The sequence below is a fragment of the Arthrobacter sp. JUb119 genome (assembly GCF_024807995.1).
GTDB lineage: Bacteria > Actinomycetota > Actinomycetes > Actinomycetales > Micrococcaceae > Glutamicibacter.
Map to the genome: position 1 here is coordinate 164850 of NZ_JANUFE010000005.1, position 24678 is coordinate 189527.

The 24678-nt window shown below is 63.0% G+C and carries 21 protein-coding genes; 6 read left to right on the forward strand and 15 right to left on the reverse strand.

The annotated features are described in order from the left end of the window. Positions 1 to 49 precede the first annotated feature (49 nt). The 5 genes from M2368_RS13945 to M2368_RS13965 form a co-directional block, all read right to left on the reverse strand. Positions 50 to 943 carry an ATP-binding cassette domain-containing protein gene (locus M2368_RS13945; protein ID WP_105662247.1) on the reverse strand — a complete coding sequence of 298 codons (894 nt, stop codon included), beginning with the start codon at positions 941 to 943 and terminating at the stop codon, positions 50 to 52. 19 nt (positions 944 to 962) lie between these two features. Further along, entirely contained in the window at positions 963 to 2027 is a 1065-nt protein-coding gene (locus M2368_RS13950) for an ABC transporter permease (protein WP_105656533.1), read from the reverse strand. A gap of 75 nt (positions 2028 to 2102) precedes the next feature. Beyond that, on the reverse strand, positions 2103 to 3098 hold the full coding sequence (locus M2368_RS13955) for a substrate-binding domain-containing protein (RefSeq protein WP_105662246.1): 996 nt from the start codon (positions 3096 to 3098) through the stop codon (positions 2103 to 2105). A gap of 209 nt (positions 3099 to 3307) precedes the next feature. Further along, positions 3308 to 4321: a LacI family DNA-binding transcriptional regulator gene (locus M2368_RS13960; protein ID WP_332498182.1), complete on the reverse strand. Its 1014-nt coding sequence runs from the start codon at positions 4319 to 4321 to the stop codon at positions 3308 to 3310. A 5-nt stretch (positions 4322 to 4326) separates the two neighbouring features. After that, positions 4327 to 5535 (reverse strand): Gfo/Idh/MocA family protein, encoded by a 1209-nt coding sequence (locus tag M2368_RS13965; protein ID WP_332486356.1) that lies wholly within the window; start codon positions 5533 to 5535, stop codon positions 4327 to 4329. Positions 5536 to 5895: 360 nt separating this feature from the next. Between M2368_RS13965 and M2368_RS13970 the strand changes: the two genes are divergently transcribed. Together M2368_RS13970 and iolB are read left to right on the forward strand one after the other, a co-directional pair. Next, positions 5896 to 6636, forward strand: coding sequence for a UTRA domain-containing protein (locus M2368_RS13970; RefSeq protein WP_332486354.1), 741 nt, complete (start codon positions 5896 to 5898; stop codon positions 6634 to 6636). A 33-nt stretch (positions 6637 to 6669) separates the two neighbouring features. After that, positions 6670 to 7572, forward strand: a complete 903-nt coding sequence (gene iolB / locus M2368_RS13975; protein WP_332726998.1) for a 5-deoxy-glucuronate isomerase — start codon at positions 6670 to 6672, stop codon at positions 7570 to 7572. A 92-nt stretch (positions 7573 to 7664) separates the two neighbouring features. Here iolB and M2368_RS13980 read toward each other — a convergent pair whose 3' ends face one another. Both M2368_RS13980 and M2368_RS13985 read right to left on the reverse strand, forming a co-directional pair. Continuing rightward, complete coding sequence (locus M2368_RS13980; RefSeq protein WP_332486350.1) at positions 7665 to 8459, reverse strand: TIM barrel protein; 795 nt, start codon at positions 8457 to 8459, stop codon at positions 7665 to 7667. Further along, entirely contained in the window at positions 8456 to 9547 is a 1092-nt protein-coding gene (locus M2368_RS13985; protein WP_105656540.1) for a Gfo/Idh/MocA family oxidoreductase, read from the reverse strand. Before M2368_RS13985 ends, M2368_RS13980 begins: the two co-directional genes overlap by 4 nt. Before the next feature lie 96 nt (positions 9548 to 9643). Here M2368_RS13985 and M2368_RS13990 point away from each other — a divergent pair, with 96 nt between their 5' ends. Continuing rightward, the gene (locus M2368_RS13990; RefSeq protein ID WP_332486346.1) at positions 9644 to 10633 is read left to right on the forward strand and encodes a LacI family DNA-binding transcriptional regulator; all 990 of its coding nucleotides are present in this window, start codon (positions 9644 to 9646) and stop codon (positions 10631 to 10633) included. A 65-nt stretch (positions 10634 to 10698) separates the two neighbouring features. Here M2368_RS13990 and M2368_RS13995 read toward each other — a convergent pair whose 3' ends face one another. From M2368_RS13995 to iolC, 8 genes are all read right to left on the reverse strand, one after another. Continuing rightward, entirely contained in the window at positions 10699 to 12189 is a 1491-nt protein-coding gene (locus M2368_RS13995; RefSeq protein ID WP_105656542.1) for a sugar porter family MFS transporter, read from the reverse strand. Between the two features lie 414 nt (positions 12190 to 12603). Next, entirely contained in the window at positions 12604 to 13488 is an 885-nt protein-coding gene (locus M2368_RS14000) for a sugar phosphate isomerase/epimerase family protein (protein WP_498724609.1), read from the reverse strand. A 7-nt stretch (positions 13489 to 13495) separates the two neighbouring features. Further along, positions 13496 to 14509, reverse strand: coding sequence for a Gfo/Idh/MocA family protein (locus M2368_RS14005; RefSeq protein WP_133833847.1), 1014 nt, complete (start codon positions 14507 to 14509; stop codon positions 13496 to 13498). 40 nt (positions 14510 to 14549) lie between these two features. Next, positions 14550 to 15470, reverse strand: coding sequence for a sugar phosphate isomerase/epimerase family protein (locus tag M2368_RS14010; RefSeq protein ID WP_105662240.1), 921 nt, complete (start codon positions 15468 to 15470; stop codon positions 14550 to 14552). Between the two features lie 30 nt (positions 15471 to 15500). After that, complete coding sequence (locus M2368_RS14015) at positions 15501 to 17015, reverse strand: CoA-acylating methylmalonate-semialdehyde dehydrogenase (RefSeq protein ID WP_105656546.1); 1515 nt, start codon at positions 17013 to 17015, stop codon at positions 15501 to 15503. 44 nt (positions 17016 to 17059) lie between these two features. Further along, complete coding sequence (iolD, locus tag M2368_RS14020) at positions 17060 to 18991, reverse strand: 3D-(3,5/4)-trihydroxycyclohexane-1,2-dione acylhydrolase (decyclizing) (RefSeq protein WP_498724624.1); 1932 nt, start codon at positions 18989 to 18991, stop codon at positions 17060 to 17062. Between the two features lie 30 nt (positions 18992 to 19021). Beyond that, positions 19022 to 19951, reverse strand: a complete 930-nt coding sequence (locus M2368_RS14025) for a Cgl0159 family (beta/alpha)8-fold protein (RefSeq protein ID WP_498724610.1) — start codon at positions 19949 to 19951, stop codon at positions 19022 to 19024. Between the two features lie 2 nt (positions 19952 to 19953). Next, entirely contained in the window at positions 19954 to 20946 is a 993-nt protein-coding gene (gene iolC, locus M2368_RS14030; RefSeq protein WP_105656549.1) for a 5-dehydro-2-deoxygluconokinase, read from the reverse strand. Between the two features lie 339 nt (positions 20947 to 21285). On the opposite strand from iolC, the gene M2368_RS14035 reads away from it, so the two are divergent. From M2368_RS14035 to M2368_RS14045, 3 genes are all read left to right on the forward strand, one after another. Next, a complete protein-coding gene (locus M2368_RS14035; RefSeq protein WP_402741409.1) occupies positions 21286 to 22293 on the forward strand; it encodes a LacI family DNA-binding transcriptional regulator in 1008 nt (335 codons plus the stop codon). A gap of 118 nt (positions 22294 to 22411) precedes the next feature. Beyond that, positions 22412 to 23584 carry a Gfo/Idh/MocA family protein gene (locus tag M2368_RS14040; protein WP_105656551.1) on the forward strand — a complete coding sequence of 391 codons (1173 nt, stop codon included), beginning with the start codon at positions 22412 to 22414 and terminating at the stop codon, positions 23582 to 23584. Further along, positions 23581 to 24597 carry a sugar phosphate isomerase/epimerase family protein gene (locus tag M2368_RS14045; RefSeq protein WP_105656552.1) on the forward strand — a complete coding sequence of 339 codons (1017 nt, stop codon included), beginning with the start codon at positions 23581 to 23583 and terminating at the stop codon, positions 24595 to 24597. The genes M2368_RS14040 and M2368_RS14045 overlap by 4 nt, the downstream gene beginning before the upstream one ends. Positions 24598 to 24678 lie beyond the last annotated feature (81 nt).

A 24678-nucleotide genomic window follows, 5' to 3' on the forward strand; every position in this document is an offset into this window, starting at 1 on the left:
TGGGCTTCTTCACCATCGCGAAGAAGCCCAGGCCTTAGCTGCGGTTGGGTCAGGCTGTTGCTTGAGAGTTCGCGCCCGCCTCTGCCTCTGCCAGCTCTTCATCATGTCCACCAAGCTGTTCAAGCTCATGAGCCAGTTCAGCGAGTTCAGCGCCACCGGCCATCTGGGCGGTCAGCTCTTCGACGGTGATTTCCGACTTCGAGTAGTACCCGATGGAGCGGCCGCGTTTCAGCAACAGGAACGAGTCCCCTACCGGATACGCGTGATGCGGGTTGTGCGTAATGAAGATGACACCCAACCCGCGGTCGCGCGCCTGGAGGATGTAGCGCAGCACCACGCCGGACTGCTTGACGCCCAAGGCGGCGGTAGGCTCATCGAGGATCAGGACCTTGGCTCCGAAATATACCGCGCGAGCGATGGCTACGCACTGGCGTTCACCGCCGGACAGCTGGCCGATCGGCTGCTCGACGTCACGCAGATCAATGCCCATGTCGGAGAGCTCCTGCTTGGTGATGTCCTTCATTTTCTGCACATCAAGCTTCTTGAACAGCCCAACCCCGGTGGTCAGTTCCGAGCCGAGGAAGAAGTTGCGCCAGATCGGCATCAAAGGAACGACCGCCAGGTCCTGGTACACCGCGGCGATGCCGGCATCCAGTGCGACGCGGGGACTCTTGAGCTTGATGGCCGAGCCATGCAAACTGAACTCTCCTTCATCGTGCTGGTGCAAGCCGGCGATGATCTTGATCAGCGTGGACTTGCCGGCGCCGTTATCCCCGAGAACGCAGGTGACCTTGCCCGGATCCACCACCATGTCGACACCGCGCAGGGCGATGATGCTTCCGTAGTGCTTGCCAACTCCCTTGAGGGTCAGCAGGTTGTCGCTGATCTTGGGCTCGAGCTTCTCGAGCAGGTCTTCGGTCTTCTTATTCTTGCGAGTCTTCATGATTTTTGTCCTTGGCTTCCTACTTGCTGGATTCCGCACGCTTTTTCACCACGATGTTGACCACCGTAGCCAAGAGCAGCATCAGGCCAAGGAAGAACTTGAACCAGTCCGGATTCCATTCCGCGTACACGATGCCCTTGTTCGCCATGCCGAAAATGAACGCCCCGATAGCGCCGCCAATGGCTGAACCGTAACCGCCGGTGAGCAGGCAGCCGCCGATGACCGCGGCAATGATGTAGAGGAATTCATTGCCGATGCCTTCGCCGGACTGCACCGAGTCAAAGGCGAAGAGGTTGTGCATGCCCAGCACCCAGCCGCAGAATCCAACGGCCATGAAGAGTCCGATCTTGGTGCGGACCACTGGAACGCCGACGGCGCGAGCGGCCTTCTCATCCCCGCCTACGGCGAAGATCCAGTTCCCGATCTTGGTTCGGAGCAAGATCCAGGAAGCGATGATCACCATGGCGATCCAGATGAACACGGTGATCTTGACGTCGATCCCGGCGATATTGACTGAAGAGGCAAAGACCGCCTTTGCGCTCTGGAATCCTTCGATATCCGCAATAGATGGAGAGGACACCGAGCCGCCAATGGCTCGCGTCAGGCCCAGATTCAGGCCGGTGAGCATCAAGAAACTGGCCAGCGTCACGATGAAGGATGGCAGCTTGGTCTTGATCAGGATGATTCCGTTGATGAAACCGATCAGCAGCGAGACGACCAGGGCCAAGGCAATGCCGACCCAGACGTTGAGACCGAAGTACCAGGAGATCATCGATGCACTGAGCGCCGAAGAAATGACGGCCACACCGGTGGATAGATCAAACTCGCCACCGATCATCAGCAGTGACACGCCAACGGCCATGATGCCGATGGTCGAAGCCCCATAGAGGACGGTGGCCAAGGATGCGGGGGCCAGGAAGACCGGAGCGACGACGGCGAAGAATACGAAGAGGGCGATGGCGCCCACGAGAGCACCGATCTCCGGACGGCCCAGAAGGATAGACAATGCGCTTTTCTTGCCGACGCGCTCGTCCAGAGCCGGAGATTTTCTCTTTTGAGAGGGTGAAGCTGTTATAGATGACATGGGATTTCCTCCGTGTCCAGGCTGCGCGCCGGATCGCCGCTACCGGCAGATCAGGCGCGCGCCGAGGGGATGTGGCTAGCGGACGCCTTCTTGGGCGAAACTGGTAATTTGCTCAGCGACGGCTTTGTCTACAACAGCCGGGCCGGTCAACGTCGCCTGTCCACCGCCGATGGTGAAGCCGCCACGGTTGTTCTGCCACAGCGCATCAACTGCCATGTAGCCCTGCAACCAAGGCTGCTGGTCAACGGTGAACATCACATTGCCCTTGGTGATTTCTTCAACCAACTGCGAGTTCATGTCGAAGGAAGCTACCTCGACCTCGGACTTCGCCGTGGCTTTAGCCTTGAGCAGTGTCATCGTGATGGGTGCGCCCAGGCCGATGATCGCGTCGGCTTGCTTATCGGCTTGGAGCTTTGCGGTTGCCGTTGATTCAACCTGGGTCATGTCAGTGCCCTGCACGTAGAGTATTTCGGTGTCTGGGACGATTTTCTTCACGCCGGCGCAACGTGCTTCAAGCCCAACGTGCCCCTGTTCCTGGATGACGCATATCGGCTTCTTGATTCCCGCCTCCTTCAGCTTTTCGCCAGCGGCCTGGCCTGCAAGCTGCTCATTGGAACCGAAGTGGGCAAATGCTCCGAGATCCTTGAATCGGGCTTCACCGGCATTCAAGCTGACAATGGGGATCCCGGCATCGGCAGCCTTGCCTAGCGCTCCAGCCATGGCGTCGGGCTTGGCCAGGGTCACGGCGATGCCGTCGACGCCCTGGTCAATAGCCTGCTCGATCAGCTGGGACTGGCGTCCGCCATCAGGATCACTCAGATACTGGAGTTCTACGTTGTCCTTGGCCGAAGCTTCTTCAGCGCCCTTTCTAAGAATGTCCCAGAAGGTATCTCCTGGAGCCGCGTGGGTGATGACCGCGATTTTGATGCGGTCAGTAGCCGCCACCGCACCGCCACCGGCATTGCTTTCCGGTTCCGGTGCACGCCCGCCAGTGGACGAGCAAGCCGCCAGCCCCAATGCTGGAATGATGGCGAGCGTGATTGCGAGTTTGCGCCAAATTGGCTTTCCCATATTCGTTTCCCCTTCAGGAATCCCCGGCGCACCCCGATTGTCCCCTGGGGCGGGCCGCCTTAACAAGATGTTCCGTGACTTGAATCACAAGATGCCTAAAGTGTGCGTGACGAAAAGCGATCCGTCAAGACTTTGTTAAGACATAAGGATGTGAAGACGAGTAATTTGCCGACCTCGACAAGCACGGCGAAACGCCGCTTTCACAGGGTTCAACGGTGCAGCTGCGACGAGGAGCGCACGATAAGCCGCGGTGGAATCATCAACTGACGTGCAAATTTTCCTTCCGGATTCCGCATCAATTGGAGCAGCAGCCGCACGCTGCTGCGACCGAGATCTTCCGAATCCGAGCCGATGCTGGTCAGCGAAATTCTTCCCAGCGACGATAGGGAAATATTGTCGTAGCCAGTCACCGCCGCAGACACGCCAGCCTCATCCAGAGCCTGCAGCGCCCCAATGGCGGAAAGATCATTGAAACAAGCCAGCGATTCAGGCCGTGCTCCCGAGGCCAGCAACCGCGCTACGGCTTCATGCCCGGCCTGAATCGTTGGCCCGGCTTCCACCACCTGTACATGCTGGCGCAAGCCATGGCGCAGCATCGCCCGATGATAGGCAGCTTCGCGCGTCGCAGAAACCGGACCAGCGCCACCGGCTATATGGGTAATCCGCGCATTTCCGCAATCGACCAAGTGGTCAACCACCATGCCGAAGCCCTGCTCATCATTAACCGAAACCGCGCCAGTGCCTGATTGGGCCTGGCGCCCGCCGCCAACAAATACAGCGGGAGTCTCACCCAAGGCGGCTTCGAAGCTGACTGCGTCATCGGCTGATCCGACGACGAGGATTCCGCTGACCCGCAAATCGCGCAAGGTCTGCAGTTCCGCGGGCCCAACGCCCTGCCCGTCGTGGATCGCGGCCGCACTGAACAGCACGTCAAGCCCTGCTGCTTGCAACTGTTCGCGCACCACTTCCGCGACGCTCAGAACCCAGGGATTATGCAGTTCCCCCAGGACGACGCCAATGGCATGCCGGTTCTCGGCCGAAAGCGAGCGCGCTGCCAGGTTGGGCTGATAGCCCAACTCGCGGATGGAGTCCTCGACCAGCGAACGCCGCATCGAACTGACCTTGCTAGGATCCGAGAGCACCAGGGAGACCAAGGATTTTGAGACCCCGGCATGCTTGGCGACGTCCCGGATCGTGGGGCGGCGGCGCGACGAGTCAGGCATGGCGGTCAGTATTGCACACTCGCAGCGCGCACCGGCTCATCCAGCGCCTGCCACGTGCCGCTTGCGGCAGATGCTTCGGCCGCTTCGACCACTGCGGCTGCCGCCACCGCATCGGCGATGGTGGAGTTCGTTTTCTCGCCACCGGCGACAGCCAGCAGGAACTTCTTGGCCTCGATGGTCTTGAGGTCGTCAAAGCCCATCGCGTTCCCTGGGCCTGGCTGGAACCGGGAGTATTCGCCATGCTTTGGCGAGCCGATCACCGTCGTGAATCCCTGTTCTTCGTTGTCTCGACCGAGCACGACTTCCAGTTCATTCATGCGTTCAAAATCCCACTTGACCGAACCTTCCGTGCCGTAGATTTCCAGCCGGTAACCGCACTGCGGTCCCACAGCCACCCGGGATGCCTCGATAGTTCCGATCGCGCGGTCCGCCACGCCTTCTGGGCTGAAACGCACCAACGCTGCGGCGTAATCCTCATTCTCGACTTCACCTTGGTCACCGCCTTCGATCAGGTCGAAGTGCGTGCCCTGGCCCATGGATAGTTTCGGCCGGGACGGAATCATGACATTGGTGGATGCGGAAATACCCTGGATGGGGCCGACAACATGGCTGCATAGATCAGCTGCATGGCTGAACAGGTCAGCAAGCACCCCGCTGCCGGCCAGCTCCCGGTTGAAGCGCCACGATAAAGCGGCCCGGGGGTCTGCCGCATATCCGGCAAGGAAGCTGGCGCGGACATTCGTGATGGATCCCAGCCGGCCTTCTTGCACCAGCTGGCGGGCGCGTGCGATAGCTGGCGCATGCCGGTAGTTGAACCCGACCGAGGTGACCACGCCATTGCGGATGGCGGCTTGCTCGATAGCCTGCGTTTCGGCAAGGCTTCGACCGGCGGGCTTTTCGATCCAGAAGTGCTTGCCGGCCTCTGCTGCGGCGATCGCCATGTCGGCGTGCAGGAAGTTCGGAGCGCAAATCGAGACGACATCCACCTCGGGATCGGCTAGTACCTGGTGGTAGTCCAGTGTTCCGCGCTCGAAGCCCAGTGTTGAGATCGCGAAGTCGACTCGCGACTGTTCGGTGTCCGCGGCTATGACCAGTCTTGGCTTGATGCCCAGCTCTGGATAAGCATAGGGCACCGAACTGTAGGCGCGAGCGTGCAGCTTGCCCATCCATCCCACCGAGATCAGCCCCACGCCGATGCTGCGCTGTTCATTCATGATGTTCTCCTGTCTGCGGCGTTTAACGCCGTGATTCTCTGTGGCCGCCGCGGCTCGCCTCAAGTCTTGGACCGTTCCAAAAAACCATATGTGCCACTGGAATCCTCGGGCAATGGAATCTGCCGAATTTCTTATCAGGACAATTGGACAATCAAACCTGTTGTCCAATTCCCCTTGTCGGACCTCATGTCTGACTCGAACCCCGCGGTTGGCAACGCCGCTGGGGATCACCAACTAGCGTGGAGAATGCTTTGGAATGAATGGATTTCCAGCCAAAGGATGCCCAAATCATGAACTTTCATATATAGTTTGTCCTGTCAAAGCGACATATCATGACAAAGTCGCCGGCAAGGAGCAACTGTGAGCACACCACTGAGCATCAAGATCGACCGATCTTCGCCCATTCCCCTCTACCACCAGGTAGCGCAAGGCATCGAAGGCGCGATCCGCGACGGTTCGCTGGCCTCGGGCACTCGACTGGAAAATGAAATCGAGCTGGCCCAGCGGCTGCGGCTTTCACGGCCCACCATTCGCAAGGCCATGGATGACCTAGTCCAGTCCGGCCTGCTGGTGCGCAAGCGTGGTGTGGGAACGCAGGTTGTTTCCAGCCAGATCCGCCGGCATCTTGAGCTGTCCAGCCTGAATGACGACCTTGAGCGCGCCGGGAAGAAGCCTTCTACCACCCTGCTCAGCTTCGAGCACATTCCCGCTCCGCCGGAGATCCAGGATCTTCTTTCGTTGCCCAAGGACGTCTCTGTCTACCACTTCACCCGGCTGCGTTCTGCCGGAGGCAGCCCGCTGGCCCTCATGGAGAACTGGGTTCGCGACGACATTGTCGAGCTGGACGAAAAGTCCTTGCAGGCCCATGGCCTCTACGAGCTCCTGCGCGAAGCAGGGGTGAACTTCCGCCTGGCCCAGCAGCGCATCGGGGCCACGACCGCAGATGAAGCCCAGGCCAAGACCTTGGACGCAGCGGCCGGTTCGGCCCTGGTGACCATGCAGCGCACCGCGGTGGATGACACTGGGCGCAACGTGGAAACCGGCTCCCATGTTTATCGAGCAGACGCCTACAGTTTTGAAATGACCTTGGTGCAACGCTAGGCACCTGTCCCCCGCCGTCGAAAGGATCGACTGATGACCGATTGGATTTACCCTGCAGGTTCGGCCGCTAACGGAGAATGGAGCATCTCGCTCGGTGCCCATGACTCAGCCGTTTCCATAGACGGCTGGGCACACACCGGACTCAAGGTAGCTGAGCTGGCCCCTGGCCAAACACTTGAACTGGAGGCCTGCGGCGAAGAACGGATCGTGGTCCCGCTCAGCGGCGAATCATTCACTGTCGCCATGGCAGGAACCGAACATGTTCTCAAGGGTCGCGAATCAGTCTTTGCTGGACCTGCTGATGTCCTCTACACCGGCATCAACACGGCGTTGTCCATCAGCTCCGCCAAAGGGGGCCGGGTCGCCGTCGCACTGGCCCCGGCCAAGCAGTCCTACCCGACCCGGCTGATCAGGGCAGAAGAGACCCCTGTGGAGCTGCGCGGCGCAGGAAACTGCTCCCGCCAGGTCCACAACTTCGGCACCCCGGCCGCCCTGGAAGCGGACCGATTCATCGTCTGCGAAGTCATCACTCCGGCGGGCAACTGGTCTTCCTACCCTCCGCATAAGCATGATCAGGAGAAGGAAGGCGAAACCAGCCTCGAGGAAATCTACTACTTCGAGACGCAGCTAGCCCAGGGCATGCCCGCCGAGGCGGCAAGCGATCCCATCGGCTACGCGCGCGTTTATGCCTCGGATGAACGCCCCATCGATGTAAATGCCGAGGTCCGCACCGGGGACGTTGTCCTGGTCCCCTACGGCTGGCATGGTCCGGCCATGGCCGGGCCGGGATACGACCTCTACTACCTGAACGTCATGGCCGGCCCGGGGCGGGTGCGCGATTGGCTGATCAGCGATGATCCCCACCACGGCTGGATCCGCCAGACTTGGGATTCGCAGAGCATGGATTCGCGCTTGCCTTTCGGCGCTGGCGCGTAGCTTCTCGGAACGCACGCCAAGTGGCGGCAGCAGGTTTTCCTGCTGCCGCCACTTGGCTTTAGACTCTCATTCCGATGCTCGGTGCATGATGGCTAGCGCGCCACGGGCTTGGACAGCGGTGAAAACGCCTGGGCAAAGGCCGCGATGGCTCCTTCGGAATCTGCGCTGGCGTAGGCCTCCATGCCGATCGGGCCAGAATAACCCAGCTCGGCCAGCACACGGGCGACGGCCAGATAGTTGATCTCCCCGGTGCCCGGCTCGCACCGTCCGGGTACGTCTGCGACCTGGATTTCCCCAATGTGCGGAAGCGCCGAGCGCACCAGTTCGATGAGGTTCCCCTCGCCAATTTGGGCGTGGTACAGGTCCAGCATCATCTTCACGTTCGGGTGCCCGACGGCCTTGACCAGGGACATCGTGTCCTTGGCGCGTCCCAGCGGGATTCCAGGGTGATCCAGGATCGTGTTCAGGTTCTCCAGCATGAAGGTGACCTGGTGCTCTTCGCCGATGCGGCCCAGTGCTTCCAGCGTTCGCGCTGCGGTGAGCCACATCTCTCCGGTAGCCCGGAATTGCGGGCTGGCCGCCTGCCCGTCAACGAGCTGGGCCGGATGCACAACTAGCCGGTGGATGCCCAGCCGCTGGGCTGCCGGGATCAATTCCTTGGCGGTGCGAACAACTTCGCCCGCGCTGTCCGGATCGCAGAGGCTGCCTGCGCTGTAGCCTGTCATGGAGCCGAAACGGGCGCCGGTGGCCGCCAATGCCGGCAGGTCCTTGCCCCGGATATCCCAGAGTTCTATTTCAAAGCCGGCCTCGTCCAGGCGCTTCACCCGGTCGATCAGCGGAAGGTCCAGGAAGACCATTTCGGCACAGACCGCCAGTTGCCCGTTCATGGGTTCACCGCAAGGCGGGTGGCGGATTCCAACTTGACCGGCAGCCCGGATTCTGCGGATTCCAAGGCCGCCAGTGCGATGCGCAGGGCTGCGCGGGCGTCGGCGCCGGTGGGGACCGCCAGGGCCGCATCAGCCGTATCCTCGCGCAAGCCCCGGATCTTGCGGGCGAAGACCGAGAGCTGCTCGCGGTAGGCCTGGGCGAATAGCTCGATGTTCAACCGTTCGGTTGGCGCATGCGCTCCCTGGCTGTCGAAGCTGGCCGCGGCCAGCTGCACCGGATTGCCTGCCTGCACCATGCCCTTTGAACCGAAGACTTCTCCGCGCACGTCATAGCCGTAGCTGGCCGAGAAGTTCGCCTCGGCCACGGCGATTGCCCCATTGGAGTAGCGCAGGCTCACCACGGCGGTATCCAGCAAACCGGAGCCCCGGTGCTCAGGGGCCACCAGCGCATCGGACATGACGTGGACTTCCACTGCTTCGGCTCCCGGGTTCAACCAGTTCAGGGTGTCAAAATCGTGGATCAGGGTTTCAGTGAAAATGACGTGGGAACGGATCTTTGCCGCGTTGGGCAGCCCGCCGGCCACTTCTGGATCCCGGGTCAGCGAGCGCAGCAGTTGCGGGGTGCCAATAACTCCGGAATGCACCTGTTCCGCCACAACGGCGAAGTCCCGGGAGAAGCGCCGGTTGAAACCGATCTGCAGCAGCACTCCGGAAGCCTCCACGGCGTCAAGCGCGGCGTCCAAGTCCGACAACGCGTGCGCTGCCGGCTTTTCGCAGAAGATGTGCTTTCCGGCTGCGGCGGCTTGGGCGATCAAGCCGGCATGGAAGCTCGAAGGCGCCCCGATAACCACGGCGTCCACGCTGTCGTCGGCAAGCACGTCGGCGATGTCTTCGGTGTAATTCGGGCAACCAAGCTCAGCGGCCAGTTCAGCGGCCCGGCCCGGCGCCGGGTCCGCTATGACATGCAATAGCGCATCCGGCAGATGCTGCGCCACGGTGCGGGCGTGGAATGCTCCGATCCACCCGGTACCGATAACGGCCAGGCGCAGCGGCTTTACTGAAGTTTCTGGCAGGGTCTGGTAAGCCATGAAGTCTCTCCTAGAACGTTCTAGATTTAGTGTTCAGGAAAATCATGGCACACTGGATAGCAACTGTCTATAACGTTCTAGAAGAAAGTTCCGCCCATGCCGACACCCCCTGCAAAACGCCCCACACTGGCCGACGTCGCCCGCGCCTCTGGGGTCTCGGTAGCGCTGGCCTCGATTGTCATGCGCGATGCCGAGGGTGCCAGCGAAGAATCCCGGTCCCGAGTCAAGCAGGCGGCCGCGGAGTTGGGCTACCGCCCGGATTCGCGCGCGCGGTCGCTGCGCAGCAGCCGCAGCCGGACCATCGGTCTGGCCCTGGCGCTGGGAGAACCGTTGCATGCGGAGTTGGCCGATGCCCTGTACGAGCAGGCAGACCAGAACGGCTTCGAGATCATCCTGGGCGCTACCGGCAAGCACCGCGATGAACGCCGAGTGCTCAATACGCTGATCGATGCGGGAGTCGAAGCGGTGATCGGCCTGTTCCCGGAACTTCCGCCGGCTCAACTGGTCCACGCCTCCAAGCAGCTTCCCATAATCAGCCTGCTGCGCACGATTGACGGCATCCCATCCGTCATTACCAACGAAGCTGCCGGCGTTGAACAAGCCGTCCGCCATGTGGCCCAGCTCGGCCACACACGGCTGCTGCATCTGGATGGCGGATCTGCCATCGCGGCGCAACAGCGGCGCGATGCCTTTGCCGAATCCGCCGCCCGCGCCAACGCGCACGGCCAAGTGCTCCCAGCTGGCCCCGATGACGCCACCGCTTTCACGGTCCTGCGCGAATACCTGGAAGCGACTACCCCAGCCGAACGCGCCACAGCGGTACTGGCCTTCAATGACCGTGCGGCGCTCGGCGCCCGCCAAGCAATCGACCTTGCCGGCCTGCATGTTCCCGAGCAGATCTGCCTGGTCGGCTATGACGACAGTGAATTCGCCAGGCTGGCGCACGCCGATCTGACCAGCGTTCGGCAAGATGTCGCGGCACTGGCCCAAGCCGCCATGCACGCGGCCCTGAACGCCCCGGGCGCTTCCAGCACCCATGCCCCGCAGCTGGTAGTGCGAGGCAGCACGGCAAGGCCCCGGGCATAGCGGCGAGCCCAGCCCCTTGCCATGCGGCGGGGGCTGGGCTTGCCAGCTCAGCGATGCGCCGGGATTCAGGCGTTGACCACAGGCTTGACGTGGTAGATCGCTCCGGTGGAAACATCCTCTTCCAGCGCTTCCAGCGAGCGTCCACGGGTTTCAGGCACCTGAGTGGCTACGAAGAACAGTGCCAGCACACCGATGCCAGCGAAGATGAAGAAGGATCCGGTAATCCCGATCCCGGAGACCAGCGACGGGAAGAACAGTGCCAGCACGCCGTTGGTCGTCCAGCCGAAGAATACCGAGATGCCAATGCCCAGTCCGCGCATATGCAGCGGGAAGATTTCAGCCAGCCATACCCAGACGGCCACGTTCAGGAATGTCTGCATGGACATCACGAAGGCAACCACCAGGATCAGGATCACCACTGGCCGGATCGGGCTGCCAACTGGCAGCAGCATGCCCGCGATAGCCACCAGCAAGTGGCAGGTGGTGGTCAGCGACAGGCCAATCAGGAACGTCTTGCGGCGGTCCATGCGGTCCATGTTGCGCAGGGCGATAATTCCGCCAATGACAGCAACCACGCCAAAGGCGATATTCGCCAGTACTGCCTGCTGCTCTGACATCCCGGATTCTTCCAGCACGCGCGTGCCGTAGTACATGATCGAGTTGATGCCCGTGAGCTGCTGAGTCATGGAAACGCCGATGCCGATGGCGATGATGCGCATCAGCCATTTGTTCTTCAGCACCGCTTTGATGCCCACCGGCTTGTTAGCCAGCTTTTCCTCGTCGGCGACAATCTCGATCTCGTGGACTTCGGCCAGTGCGCGTTCAGGCGAGCGCACGGTCTTGAGCACCCGCAACGCCTCGGCATAGCGGCGCTTTTCCACGAGCCAGCGAGGGGATTCAGGCATGCGCAGCATGCCGAAGAACAACGCCAATGCCGGCAAGGCGCAAATCGCGAACATGATACGCCAGATGCCATCCACGGTCCCGCCCAGAACGGTTCCAATGATCGCGTTCATGACGAAGGCGGCCAGCTGGCCCGAGACGATGGCCAACTCATTGCGGCCGGTGATCGAGCCGCGAATTTCATACGGTGCCAGTTCAGCCAGGTATACCGGTACGACCGTAGATGCGCCGCCGACGGCCAATCCGAGCATGATGCGTCCGGCAATCAGCACGCTGTAGCCAAAGGGCGAGAACGTTCCCAGTTCCGGTCCAGCAGGCGAAAAGACAACCAGCAGGCTTCCCGCGAAGAAGAGGACTGCCAGCATGATGATGGTTTTCCGCCGGCCCCACACGTCAGCGATCTGCCCACCGACCAGTGCGCCAATTGCGGCGGCGAAGACCAGCGAGCTGATCACCACGCCAATCTGCAGGAGATTCAGGCCCAGCTCGGCGGCCATCGGGCCTTCAGCACCGTTGGCAACACCTGTGTCATAGCCGAAAAGCAGGCCGCCGAAACAGGCAACGATGGAGATTAAACCGAGACGTTTTGCATGGGGGCCCGGACTAAGGGGCGGCAGACTCGACTCTGCAGAAGCACTCTGCGCACTGGACATGGGGACTCCTTTGGATTGCCCGGGTGGAAGCGTGGCTGGCCTGCGGCCATCCATCGGATCAACTGCGATCCGGCTTCCTCCACTCGGTGCGGCGGGGGCCATTGAGCATTATTCCGGCCCCGTCGATAATTGAAAGTGATGGGCTTCACAGCCCTTATGTAAGGACAATACGTCATCAGTGTTTTCCGGGCAAGCATTCTTGGACATTTTGTCCTGGCGGATACTGCTTTTTGGACTGCCGCAGCCTCCCGGTCCGCCACTTCCCGGGACCATGCCCACAGATCATCACGGCATTTTGCGGCTCTTGCTGGATCCGCCTTCTGCGCAGGATGGCCCCTGGCAGGACGACGAAAGCCGAACCCTTGCGGATTCGGCTTTCGTCATGTTGCAATTCGGCTCGGGAAGCCGGTTTGGCTAGGCGCGCACGGCACGGGCAGCGTCAACGCGGCTGCGCATCTGCTCCAACTGGTACTTGGCGACTGCTACGGCGTTCTCGTTCTCGGCAAAAACGCAGGAGACCATCACGCTGTCCTGGCGGTCGGCAAATCCGTTGGCCACGAGGCCGGAGAAGAATTCGTCCCAGTTCACGTCGCCATCGCCAAGCTTCAGATGCTGGTGCACGCGCACCGCATTGCCCGGCGGGTTGGTGATGTAGCGCAACCCGTGCGAGGCATGATGGTTCATGGTGTCCGCCACGTGCACCACGCGCAGCCGCGCTCCCACTGCCTGCATGATATCCAGCGGCTTGTCCTTCATGTGGAAGGAATGCGAAGCAACGTAGACGAAGGACAGATTCGGCGAGTTCACCCCGCGGATCACCCGCCAAGCGGCCAGGCCTTCTTCGACAAAATCATCCGGATGCGGGTCAATGGCCACATTGATGCCCTCGCGCTCAATGATTGGCACGAGCTCTTCCATGGAGCGGTAGAACGCCGCCTCGGACTCCTCGGCGCGTTCCGGCCGCCCGGAGAATTCAGTGTTCATCTGCTTCACGCCGAGATCCACGGCAATCTGGATGGCGCGCTTCCAGTAGCGCACCGCGGCCTGGCGCAAATTCTCATCGGGCGAGGCCCAGCGCAGTACCGGCAGCACCGAAGCGATCTCCACCCCGGAAGCCCGGCAACGGGCCGCGAGCTGCGCGACCAGGTCATCGTCGGCCTTGGGGTGGGTGAAGAACGGAATCATGTCCGCATGCGGTGTCAGCTGGATGCTGTCATAGCCCAGCTCCGCTGCCAGTTCCGGGAACTGGAGCAGCGAATGGGTGGAATGGAACGGGGTCGGGTCCAGTGCGTATTTCATGATGCCCTTAGCTGTAGAGATCCGGCTTGCTGTTCAGCTTGACTGCCACCTTTTCGCCGGTGCGCTGGGCTTCGACTCCCGCCTCGCAGCAGGCCGCGGTGGCGTAGCCGTCCCAGGCGCTGGGCCCGCCCAATTCGCCTCGCAGCGCGGCGTCCACCCATGACTGGATTTCGGTATCGTAGGCGGCGCCGAAACGCTCCTCGAAGCCCGGGGTGACCTTGCCGCCCCACTGCCCGGCGGTACGCACATACGGTCCAGCGTCATTGCCGATGGACACGATGCCCTCCTCGAAGGAAGCCTGGGTCGCCACCTCGTAGCCGAACTTCGCGTTGACGTAGATCTCCACGTCGGCGAGCACTCCGGTCGAGGTTTCCAGCAGCACGTGCTGGGGGTCGTGCTGGCCGTTGGGAGCATTGCGGGTGGCCTTGCCCAAGCGCACCTGCACCGAGGTGATCTCGTCACCGGTGAAGTAGCGGATGGCGTCGAATTCGTGGACCACCGAGTCGTTGATCAGCATCTCATTGGTGAAGCCCTCCGGGGTGGAGGGGTTGCGGTGCTGGTGGTGCAGCACCAGCAATTCACCCAGGCTCTCGTCCTCGATCAGCTGGCGCAGCTGCCGGTACTCGGCGTCGAAGCGCCGCATGAAGCCCACTTGGATGCGCTTGCGGCCCAGCTTGGCCTCGGCCTCGACGATCTCCCAGGAGGAAGCGGCATCGGGGGTCAGCGGCTTTTCGCACAGCACCGGAATATCTGCCTCGAGCACCGCCAGCAATGCATCGTGGTGCAGGAAGCCGGGGGTCGCCAGCAGTACCGCGTTGACCTCGCCGTCGGCGAGCGCCGCGGACAGGTCGGCGTAGCCCTTGGCACCCGGGATCCCGTCGATGGCCGCAGCGACCCGGTCGGTGTCGATATCGACAACGGCCGCGACTTCGGCTCCGGAAATACGGTGGTGGATCCGCTGTATGTGGTCGGCGCCCATGCGCCCGGCTCCAACGACGGCGACGCGCAGGTTATCTGGCACGATATGTCCTTTCAAGAATTCTTGGCTAGGTGGGGATTGCTTAGACGCGGCTGCGCGAGCCGCAGCTGAGCAGGTAGTCGCGGGTGCGGGTGGCGATGGGCAGCGGCACCGAGAAGTCGGCCACCGGGTACATGTCCTGTTCGACAATTCCGAAAATCGGACGGCCCAGCTTCTCCACTTCCTTCAAGACCTCGTTGAGGTCAGGCAACCCGGAAGGCGGTTCGCACATCACCCCGGCCAAGTTGGCCGCGGCCCAGGTCATGTCCTGTGCGCGGACCGTGGCCAGGATGTCCGGGTTGATCTGCTTCAGGTGCAGGTACCCGATGCGCTCCGGGAAGCGGCGGATCAAGTCCACGCTGGAAGCTCCACCGTATTCGGCATGTCCGGTGTCCAGGCACAGGGTGGTGAATTGCGGGTCGGTGAGCTCAAGGAACTTCTCGATGTCGCCCTGGCCGCAGACGTGGGAGTCGGCGTGGGAATGGAACTGCTGCTTGAGGCCGAATTCCTCCTGCAGGATCCTTCCCAGCCGGTCATGGCCCTTGGCCAGCGAATCCCAGGCCGAACCGTCCAGGGTGCCCGATTCGATGGCCTGGCCGGTGACGTCGTCGCGCCACATGGCAGGGATCACCACAATATGCTCGCCTCCCATGGCGGCGGTCAGCTCGGCCACCTTGCGGGCTGGCTCCCAGGCTTCTTCCCAGGCGCTGGCGCTGCCGTCGATGCCGCGGTGGAAGGCGGTGAAGACGGTGCCGGCGCAGACCTTCAGGTCGCGGGCGGCCAGCTCGTCGGCCAGCTGCGCGGGGTCGGTGGGCAGGTACCCGTAGGGACCCAGTTCAATGGTCTTGTAGCCGGCTTCAGCCACTTCGTCGAGGAAGCGCTGCCAGGGTGTCTGCTGGGGATCATCGGGAAACCAGACTCCCCAGGAGTCGGGGGCAGTCCCAATGGTGATGTTCTGTGCCATGGTGCGTACCTTATCTTCTGTTCAAGGTGCCTAGTTGGAGGGGAAGTTGAAGGTGGCGGCCGTGCCCTGGGCCGGCTCCGGCCAGCGCTGCGTGATGGCCTTGCCCCGGGTGTAGAAGCGCACGCCGTCCGGGCCGTAGATGTGGTGCTCGCCGAACAGCGAGTCCTTCCAGCCTCCGAAGGAGTGCCAGGCAACCGGCACCGGCAGCGGCACGTTGACCCCGACCATGCCTACCTGGATGCGGCGGGTGTAGGTGCGGGCGTGGGCGCCGGAGGAGGTGAAGATGGCCGTGCCGTTGCCGTAGGGGTTCGCGTTGACCACTTCGATGGCTTCTTCCAGGCTGTCTACGCGCAGCACCACCAGTACCGGGCCGAAGATCTCCTCGGTGTAGGCGCTCATCTCGCGGCTGACTTTGTCGATGATGGTCGGGCCGACAAAGAACCCGTTCTCGTGGTCCTTGACCACCAGGTCGCGTCCGTCGATGACCAGCGCGGCGCCAGCTTCCTGCGCCTCGCCAACGATCTTCTGCAGGCGGGACTTCGAGGCCGGGGTGATCACCGGTCCCATATCCGCCGTCTCATCGAAGCCGTTCGAGACGTTGACGTTGCGGGCATGCTCGGCGAGCTTGTCCACCAGGCCGTCGGCGGCATCGCCCACGGCGACGGCCACGGAGATGGCCATGCAGCGCTGGCCCGCGGAGCCGAAAGCGGCGGCGTTGATGTGGTCGGCGGCCAAGTCCATATCGGCATCGGGCATGATCACCGCGTGGTTCTTCGCTCCGCCCAGGGCCTGCACGCGCTTGCCGTGCTTGGTGGCGGTTTCGTGCACGTACTTGGCGATCGGAGTGGAACCGACAAAGGAGATGCCATCCACATCCGGGTGGGTGAGCAGCCCGTCCACGGTTTCCTTGCCGCCGTGCAGCACCTGGAAAACGCCGTCGGGCAGGCCGGCTTCCTTGAACAGCTCGGCGATCAGCAAGGCGGCCGAAGGGTCGCGCTCGGAAGGCTTGAGGATGAAGGCGTTGCCGGTGGCAATGGCCACCGGTGCCATCCACAGCGGCACCATCACCGGGAAGTTGAACGGGGTGATGCCGGCGACCACGCCCAGCGGCTGGCGGAAGGAGAACACGTCGATGCCGGTGGAGACCTGGTCGGAGTATTCGCCCTTCAGCGACTGGGAGATGCCGCAGGCATACTCCACCACTTCGATGCCGCGGCTGATCTCGCCGGCGGCGTCGGAGAGGACCTTGCCGTGCTCGGAGGTGACGATGCGGGCCAGCTCGCCGGTGTGCTCGGTGAGCAGCTGCTGGAAGCGGAAGAGGATCTTGCTGCGCTTGGCGATCGATACTTCGCCCCAGGTTTCGGAGGCGGCCTTGGCCACGGCCACAGCCTGCTGCAGGTCCTCGCCGCTGGCCAGGTGCAGCTGGCCGGTGATTTCTCCGGTTGCCGGGTTGTAGACCGGCTGGGTGGCGGTGCCGGTGCCGGCGCTGGGCTTGCCGTTGATGTAGTGCAGGATTTCGGTGACTTCGGTAGCGGTAGCAGTCATGGGTTCACGTCTTTCGGTATTCGAGTTGGTCTGGTGCGGTGCGCCTAGCCCAGCAGGGGCTTCTGGCGGGATTTGTGCTCGGCGTAGGTCTTGCGGGCCTGGGTGGTGGAGTCCAGCTCGGCGACCTCGCTGACCGGCACATCCCACCAGGACTCGCTGGAGGGAGCATCGGCGTAGAGGTCGGATTCGATGTGGATCAGGATCGGCCCCGAACCCTCGGGCGCGGCCTTGGCCTGGGCGATGGCCGCCGAGAGCTCATCGATGGCTTGGGGCCCGGGCTCGATCCGGATGACCTTCACGCCCAGCGACTCGGCGTTGGCAGCCAGGTCCACTGGCAAGGTCGCACCATCATCGAAGCTGTGGCGCTGGGCATCGAGCGTGCGGTACTTGGTGCCGAAACGCTGGGAGCCCAGTGATTCGGACAGGGCTCCGATGGAGGCGTAGCCATGGTTCTGTATCAGCACGGTGATCAGCTTCAGGCCTTCGGCCACGGCGGTGACCAGCTCGGTGTGCATCATCAGGTAGGAGCCGTCACCCACCATCACCACGACGTCGCGGGGCTCTTCGGAGCCTCGCGCGGTTTCAGCAAGGGCGGCGCGCTTGATGCCCAGCCCGCCGGCGATCTCGTATCCCATGCAGGAGAAGCCGTATTCCACGTGGTAGCCGAACGGGTCGGAGACCCGCCACATCTTGTGCAGGTCCCCGGGCAGCGAGCCGGCGGCGCAGACCACCACATCGCGCGGATCCATGGCCTGGTTCACCGCTCCGATGATGGCGTTCTGGCTGACCAGCGGGCTCAGCCGCTCGGCGAAGGCCGCATCAACGGTCGCGTCCCAGCGCTGCTTCTCGGTGGCGGCCTGGACTTCCAGGGCCCCCTCGACCCGGTATCCGGTCAGCGCCTCGCGCAGCGCGATCAGCGCTTTGCGGGCATCGGCGACCACCGGCAGCACGGTGCCGTGCTTGTAGGCGTCCAGCGCGGCGACGTTGATGTTCACGAACTTCACGTCCGGGTTCTGGAATGCGGTGCGGCTGGCGGTGGTGAAGTCCTCATAGCGGGTGCCGATGCCGATGACCAGATCCGCCTGCTCGGCCAGCGCATTGGCCGCGGTGGTGCCGGTGGAGCCAATGGCGCCCAGGGAGTACTTGGAATCCCACGGCAGCACGCCCACCCCGGCCTGGGTATTGCCCACGGGAATGCCGGTGGCTTCGCAGAAGGCGGCCAGCTCCTCGGTGGCGTAGGCATACAGCACGCCGCCGCCTGCGACGATCAATGGGCGCTTGGCTTTGCGGATCATGGCCGCGGCGGCCGCGATGTCCTCGGATTCCGGTGCCGGGCGGCGGATCTTCCACTCGCGCTCGGCAAAGAGCTCTTCCGGGAAGTCGAAGGCCTCGGCCTGCACGTCCTGCGGCAAGGAGATGGTCACCGCTCCGGTTTCGGCGGGGTCGGTGAGCACCCGCAACCCGTGGTGCAAGGCACTGGCCAGCTGTTCGGGTCGCGTGACCCGGTCGAAGTACTTGGACAGCGGGCGGAAGGCGTCGTTGACGGTGATGTCGTAGCCGTGCGGCATTTCCAGCTGCTGGAGCACCGGGTCCGCGGCGCGGGTGGCGAAGGTGTCCGAAGGCAGCAGCAGCACCGGCAGGCGGTTGGCGGTGGCCAGCGCCGCACCGGTGAGCAAGTTGGAGGACCCGGGGCCGATGGAGGTGGAGACCGCGTAGGTGGCGCGCCGGCGGGTGTGCCGCGCGTAGGCGACGGCCTGGTGCGACTGGGCCTGCTCATTGCGGCCCTGGTAGTACGGCATGAGGCTCGGGTCCTTGGCCTGCCACTGCTTCAGCGCCTGGCCCACCCCGGCAACATTCCCGTGGCCGAAAATCCCGAACATGCCCGGAATCAGCCGTTCGCGGTAGTGCGTGCCGCCGATGGAATCCACCGTGTACTGGCGGCCCAGGAATTCCACGACCGCCTGGGCAACGGTCATTGTGCGTGTAGTCATCGAGCTTCGTCCTTCTCAGCTGCGTACGGTTGCGGTGGTGTCCAGTAGCGATGCGGCGGTTGCCACGGCGGCGGCCACATCCCCGTCCTCGGGATACAGCAGGGTCCGGCCTACGGTCAGCCCCTGCACCGAAGGCAGGGCCAGCGCCGCCTGCCACGAGGCGAAGACCTCGTCGGGACTGCCCGATGGATCCCCGCCGAGCAGGACCGTGGGCAGGGTGGTCGCGGCCATGACCCGTTCCATCTCCTGGACCACGGGAATCTTCAGCCAGGTGTAGGCGCTGGTTTCGCCCAGTCCCGAGGCGATGCCCATGGACTTGATCACTGCCTCCGGGCGCAGGTCGTTGACTACCTTGCCCTCGGCCCGCTTGGAGATGAACGGCTCGACCATGGCCACCAGCTGGTGCCGGGCCAGATCCGACACGGCGTCGGCGGTAGCGGCCAGGGTTTTCACGGTGTCCGGATCCTCGTAGCTGATCCGGGTGAGCATCTTGCCGCCGTCGGCGCCCAGGGCAGCCAGGGCGGCCGCGCTGTGCCCGGTAAAGCGGTCGTCGATCTCGTTGACCAAGCCGGTGAGCCCGCCGCGGTTCATCGATCCGAAGACCAGCTTGCCTTCCAGCGCGCCCAGCAGCAGCAGGTCATCGAGGATATCGGGCGAGGCCAGCACCCCGTCGCAGGCGGGGTGCTGCAAGGCGATCTGCAGCCGGTCCAGCAGCTGGCGGCGGTCGGCCATGGCCGTGGCGCGCTTGCCCACGGACAGGGCGCCGCGGGCCGGGTGGTCGGCGGCGATGATGAAGTTCTGCCGTCCCAGCACCGGGCCGGCGTGCTTCCGGCGCAGCGAAGCGGCGCGCTGCACCGAGGCCGGGTCTTCCAGCCGCTGGCGGGTGATGGATTCGTAGCGGCGCGGGTCTTCCCGGTCCACTGGCAGCTCTGATGCCTGTTTCATTTCTAGACCAGGTCTTTCTGGGAGTCGGGGACGGTGCGGCCGCGCTCGGCCAGCAGGGCATTGACTTCTTCCGGGTCCGGCATGGCGTCGGAGCAGGCAACCTTCGAGGCCACAATGGCTCCGGCGGCATTGGCGTAGTCAAGCACCTGTTCCAGCGGCCAGCCGGAGAGCAGTCCGTGGCAGAAGGCGCCGCCGAAGGAATCTCCGGCACCCAGTCCGTTAGCGGTCTGCACCGGGACCGGCGCGGAAACCACGCGCTCGGTGCGGGTTTTGGCCATGACCCCTTCGGGGCCGAGCTTGACCACGGCAATCTGCACTCCGGCCTCCAGCAGGCGGTCGGCCTGCTCATCCGGGGTGCCTTCGCCGACGGCTACCGAGCATTCGGTGTCGTTGCCGATGGCCACGGTGGCCGATGGCAGGGCACGCGCTACCTGTTCGCGGGCCTGTTCCACGGAGTCCCAGAACATCGGGCGGTAGTCCAAATCCAGAATGGTGAACTGACCCTGGGCCAGGGAATCTGCTGGGCGGGCGGCATAGGCCGCCAATTGCGCGGTGCGCGAAGGTTCGCGGCTCAAGCCGGTGACGGTGCTCCAGAAGATCCTGGAGTCCTTGACGGCTTGGAGGTCGATGTCGCTGCTGTCGATGTTCCAGTCCGGCGCCATCGGGAAGCGTCCGTAGAAGTACAGCGGGAAGTCGTCCGGCGGCATGATGGCGCAGAAGGTGACTGGCGTCTGCAACGTGGCGTCGCGGGCTACCTGGGTGCGGTCCACGCCGAAGCGGTCCAATTCGCGTTCCAGGAATGTGCCGAAGTCGTCGTCGCCGATTTTGGTGATCACACCGGCTGCTCGGCCGTGCCGGGCGGCCGCCACGGCGACGTTGGTGGCGGAGCCGCCGAGGTACTTGCTGAATGTGTTCACATCCGCGAGGGAAACGCCGATGTCATTCGGATACACGTCGACGCTGATGCGTCCGAGGGTGAGTACGTCGTAAGTCACGCAGATCGACGTCCTTTCGAGTCAGAAGTTCAGGGATCGGCCAACTGCCGAAGATGTGAACGGTGCCACAAGAAATACTTTGCACCATGAATTCGGCACTGTCAAAGGTTTGTACTGACATATTTACAACATGAGTAACATGGTGTGGACAAATCCGCGGAATTCCGGGGTATTCCATCTGTTTCGGACGTTGAAAATAAAAAAATTTCCACATGCCATGTCTTGGCTTCATGGCGTGGCCCGCGAAGTTCGACGAGTAGAATCCACCCCCTAACGGCCGTGCGCTCGAGCAAAACGCTAGGCTCTTAACGAGAACAACCGACACCCCCAGGAGGAACTGTGGCCGCAGCACGCCGTCGAGCGACCATCTACGACGTTGCCCAGGCCGCAGGTGTTTCCAAGTCGCTGGTGTCCCTGGTGCTGCGCGGCTCCCCCAGCGTCTCGGAAGCACGTCGCGCGGCAGTACTGGCCGCCATCAAGGAACTGGATTACCGCCCCAGCCAGGCCGCCACGGCACTTGCCGGCGGCACGAGCCAGACAGTCGGCGTAGTCATCGACGACTACACCAACGTCTGGTTCGTGGAACTTCTTCGCGGGCTCCAAGAAGGACTGGCAAGCGCAGGATTGCGCATCGCAGTTTCCGACCGGGCACTCAACACCCACGTCGAGTCGGACCCGCTCGATGGATTCCTCAGCACCCGGGTAGAGGCTTTGGTACTGGCCACCGAACCGACTCCTGCCATGCGCTTTTCAGCGCAGGTTCCGGTCATTGTGGCCGGCAATCGCGCCACCCAGGTTCGCGGCGCGGACATTTCTTCCAGTGACGACAGGCTCGGGGCACGCCAAGCCATCGAGTACCTGGTTTCGCTGGGCCACCGGAATATTGGCCACATCGCCGGTGGCGGCGGAGCCTCGATGCTGCGCCTGGCCGGGTACCAGGAGGCAATGAAGGCCGTGGGACTCGAAGAGCGCATAGTTTCGGTCAGCGAATTGACCACCGAAGACACCGGCTACCAGTGCGCACGGCAGCTTTTGGGCGAAGCCCCGGAAACAACGGCCATCTTGGCCGGCAACGACTCAATGGCCATGGGAGCCATGGCAGCCGCCCGGGAAGCCGGCCTGTCGACACCTGGGGATTTGTCAATCATCGGCTACGACAACTCGCCGCTCTCCGGCACCCACCTGCTGCGCCTGACAACCGTGGATAGCCGCAACCACGAGCTTGGATTGCACGTGGCCCAGCAGGTGCTCTCCCGGCTCGCCAATCCCGAACGCGAAGCCCAGCGCGTGCTGATGGAGCCGATGCTCATCGAGCGCGGCACCTGCGCGGCACCACGCCGGCCCTGATTCCTTCCGCTTCCAAACCTTCTCCTGCAGACCCCTTGACCGCGATCTGAAATAGGTTCTAGACTCTTTTGGAGCGCTCCAAAATATTCCATGAACAGCTTTCATCCAGGAGAATTCCATGACAAAAACCATCGGCATTGCCGTCATTGGCGCCGGCATGGCCGGGCTGTCCCACATCGCTGGGTACCGCACGGCACCCACCCTCTACAGCTCCGACTTGCCACCGCTTCGCTACGTTGCCGTGGCTGACGTGAACACCGAGCTCGCAGCCAAGGTCGCCAAGCGCTACGGCTACGAAAAGGCGCTCGGTTCCTGGCAAGAGGTGGCCGCAGATCCAGATATCGACGTGGTCTCGGTAGTTATTGCCAACCGTTTCCACCGTGAAGCAGTCGAGGGCCTGCTGGCTGCCGGCAAGCACGTTTTGTGCGAAAAGCCGCTGGCTGACACCCTTCAAGAAGCTGAAGCGATGGCCACCGCGGCCCGCAACGCCGACTCCGTGGCCCGCGTTGGCTTCACCTTCCGCCGCACCCCGGGCATCGCCACGATCCAGAACCTGATCGCCGATGGCACCCTGGGCAAGGTGCTGCATTTCTCCGGACGCTACTGGACCGACTACGGCCACAACCCGCAGGCACCGATGAGTTGGCGCTTCAAGGGCCAGCCAGGCTCGGGCGCACTGGCCGATGTGGGAAGCCACCTGGCCTACGTTGCCGAATTCCTGGCCGGCGAGATTCTTTCGGTCAGCGGCGGCCAGCTGAGCACCAGCATCACCGAACGCTTCCTGCCAGCCGGCGCCGTCACCGGCCACGATCTCGTGGAACTGAGCGACACGTCCGAGCCGGTAGAAAACGACGACTACGCGGCGTTCAACGTACAGTTCGCCGGGGCCGCAGGCAGCCTGGAAGTTTCCCGCGTGGCAGCCGGCCACCCCAATACGCTGACCTTCGAGGTCTTTTGCGAGAAGGGCGCCGCACGCTTCAGCCAGCTGCGTCCAGCGGAAATCGAAATCATGCTCACCGAGGGGCCTTCGGCAACCAATGGCTACCGCACGGTGAATCTCGGCTCGGAACACGCCTACCTCAGTGGCGGACTGCCCATGGATGCGCCAGGTGTCGGCTTCGGCCAGAATGATGCCTTCGGCTACCAGGCGCGCGCCTTCCTCGACGAGGTCTGCGGCCTGGGCACTGCACTTCCCATCAACGCAACATTCGACGAGGGCGTGCACAATATGCAGGTCCTCCAGGCGGTCGTGCAGTCCGCTGCCAATGACGGAAAGAAGGTTTCACTGTGAAACTCGGAGTCTACAACGCAATCCTCCACAACCGCCCGCTGGCCGAAGCCCTGGAGGTCATTGCCGCCCAGGGACTGACCGGCATCGAGTTGAATACCGGTGGCTTCTTGCCCCCAGTGCACGTGCCGAACATCGATGAAATCCTGGAATCGGACATCGCTCGCGATGCTTTCCTCGCCCAATTCGAAGGCACCGGCGTGGAAATCTATGGGCTGAACTGCAACGGCAACCCGTTGCACCCCAATCGCGAAATCGGCCAGAAGCACGCCGAGGACATTCGCCGCTCCATCAAGCTGGCCGCGCGCCTAGGCCAGACCCGCGTGGTCACCATGTCCGGCCTGCCCGCTGGAGACCCCAAAGCTTCGACCCCGAATTGGGTAGTCAATGCCTGGAATTCGGCAGCTCTGGACCAGCTGGACTATCAATTCGGGATTGCCGCGGAATTCTGGAAAGAAATCGATGAGCTGGCTGTCGAACACGGAGTCAAGGTCGCTCTGGAGCTGCACCCGCAGAACTTGGTCTTCAACCCTGCAAGCTTTCGAGAGCTGTTGAAGCGGGCCGGTACCAGCAACATCGGAGTTGAACTGGATGCTTCGCACCTCTTCTGGCAGCAGATGGATCCGGTGGCCGTTGTCCGCGACCTGGGCCCATGGCTCTTCCACGCAGCAGCCAAGGATGTGCGCGTCAATCCGAATGCGGCCATCCAGGGCGTATTGGATAACAGCTTCCGCAAACTGGGCGAAGACGAACCACGCACCAACCTCGGCGGGGATGAATGGGCGAACGAGTGGCCGAAGAATTCAGCCTGGGACTTCGTGGCTTTGGGCAAGGGACATGGCACCGCATTCTGGACCGAGTTCTTGCGCGCATTGCACGAGGTGGATCCGGAAATGATGGTGAACATCGAACACGAGGACACCGAGCTAGGTGCCGTTGAGGGCCTGGAAGTCGCCGCCAAGGTACTCATTGAGGCCGACGCAGCCCTGCAAGCTTCATTGGCCGCAACCTCCTAGGATCCTCCCGCTGGCGTGCAGAAGCCCGGAATTCACCGTGTGAATTCCGGGCTTCTGGCGCATGCCGTTTTCGAAGTACTC

Bases quoted from the DNA above. Each gene is read 5' to 3' on its own strand.
- M2368_RS13960 (WP_332498182.1), bottom strand. From the start codon at position 4,321: ATGCCTGACTCGTCGCGCCGCCGCCCCACGATCCGGGACGTCGCCAAG.
- M2368_RS14040 (WP_105656551.1), top strand. From the start codon at position 22,412: ATGACAAAAACCATCGGCATTGCCGTCATTGGCGCCGGCATGGCCGGG.
- M2368_RS13995 (WP_105656542.1), bottom strand. From the start codon at position 12,189: ATGTCCAGTGCGCAGAGTGCTTCTGCAGAGTCGAGTCTGCCGCCCCTT.
- M2368_RS13965 (WP_332486356.1), bottom strand. From the start codon at position 5,535: ATGAATGAACAGCGCAGCATCGGCGTGGGGCTGATCTCGGTGGGATGG.
- M2368_RS13990 (WP_332486346.1), top strand. From the start codon at position 9,644: ATGCCGACACCCCCTGCAAAACGCCCCACACTGGCCGACGTCGCCCGC.
- M2368_RS13980 (WP_332486350.1), bottom strand. From the start codon at position 8,459: ATGAACGGGCAACTGGCGGTCTGTGCCGAAATGGTCTTCCTGGACCTT.
- M2368_RS14000 (WP_498724609.1), bottom strand. From the start codon at position 13,488: ATGAAATACGCACTGGACCCGACCCCGTTCCATTCCACCCATTCGCTG.
- M2368_RS13955 (WP_105662246.1), bottom strand. From the start codon at position 3,098: ATGGGAAAGCCAATTTGGCGCAAACTCGCAATCACGCTCGCCATCATT.
- M2368_RS14010 (WP_105662240.1), bottom strand. From the start codon at position 15,470: ATGGCACAGAACATCACCATTGGGACTGCCCCCGACTCCTGGGGAGTC.
- M2368_RS14025 (WP_498724610.1), bottom strand. From the start codon at position 19,951: ATGAAACAGGCATCAGAGCTGCCAGTGGACCGGGAAGACCCGCGCCGC.
- M2368_RS13945 (WP_105662247.1), bottom strand. From the start codon at position 943: ATGAAGACTCGCAAGAATAAGAAGACCGAAGACCTGCTCGAGAAGCTC.
- M2368_RS14015 (WP_105656546.1), bottom strand. From the start codon at position 17,015: ATGACTGCTACCGCTACCGAAGTCACCGAAATCCTGCACTACATCAAC.
- iolB (WP_332726998.1), top strand. From the start codon at position 6,670: ATGACCGATTGGATTTACCCTGCAGGTTCGGCCGCTAACGGAGAATGG.
- iolD (WP_498724624.1), bottom strand. From the start codon at position 18,991: ATGACCGTTGCCCAGGCGGTCGTGGAATTCCTGGGCCGCCAGTACACG.
- M2368_RS13985 (WP_105656540.1), bottom strand. From the start codon at position 9,547: ATGGCTTACCAGACCCTGCCAGAAACTTCAGTAAAGCCGCTGCGCCTG.
- M2368_RS13950 (WP_105656533.1), bottom strand. From the start codon at position 2,027: ATGTCATCTATAACAGCTTCACCCTCTCAAAAGAGAAAATCTCCGGCT.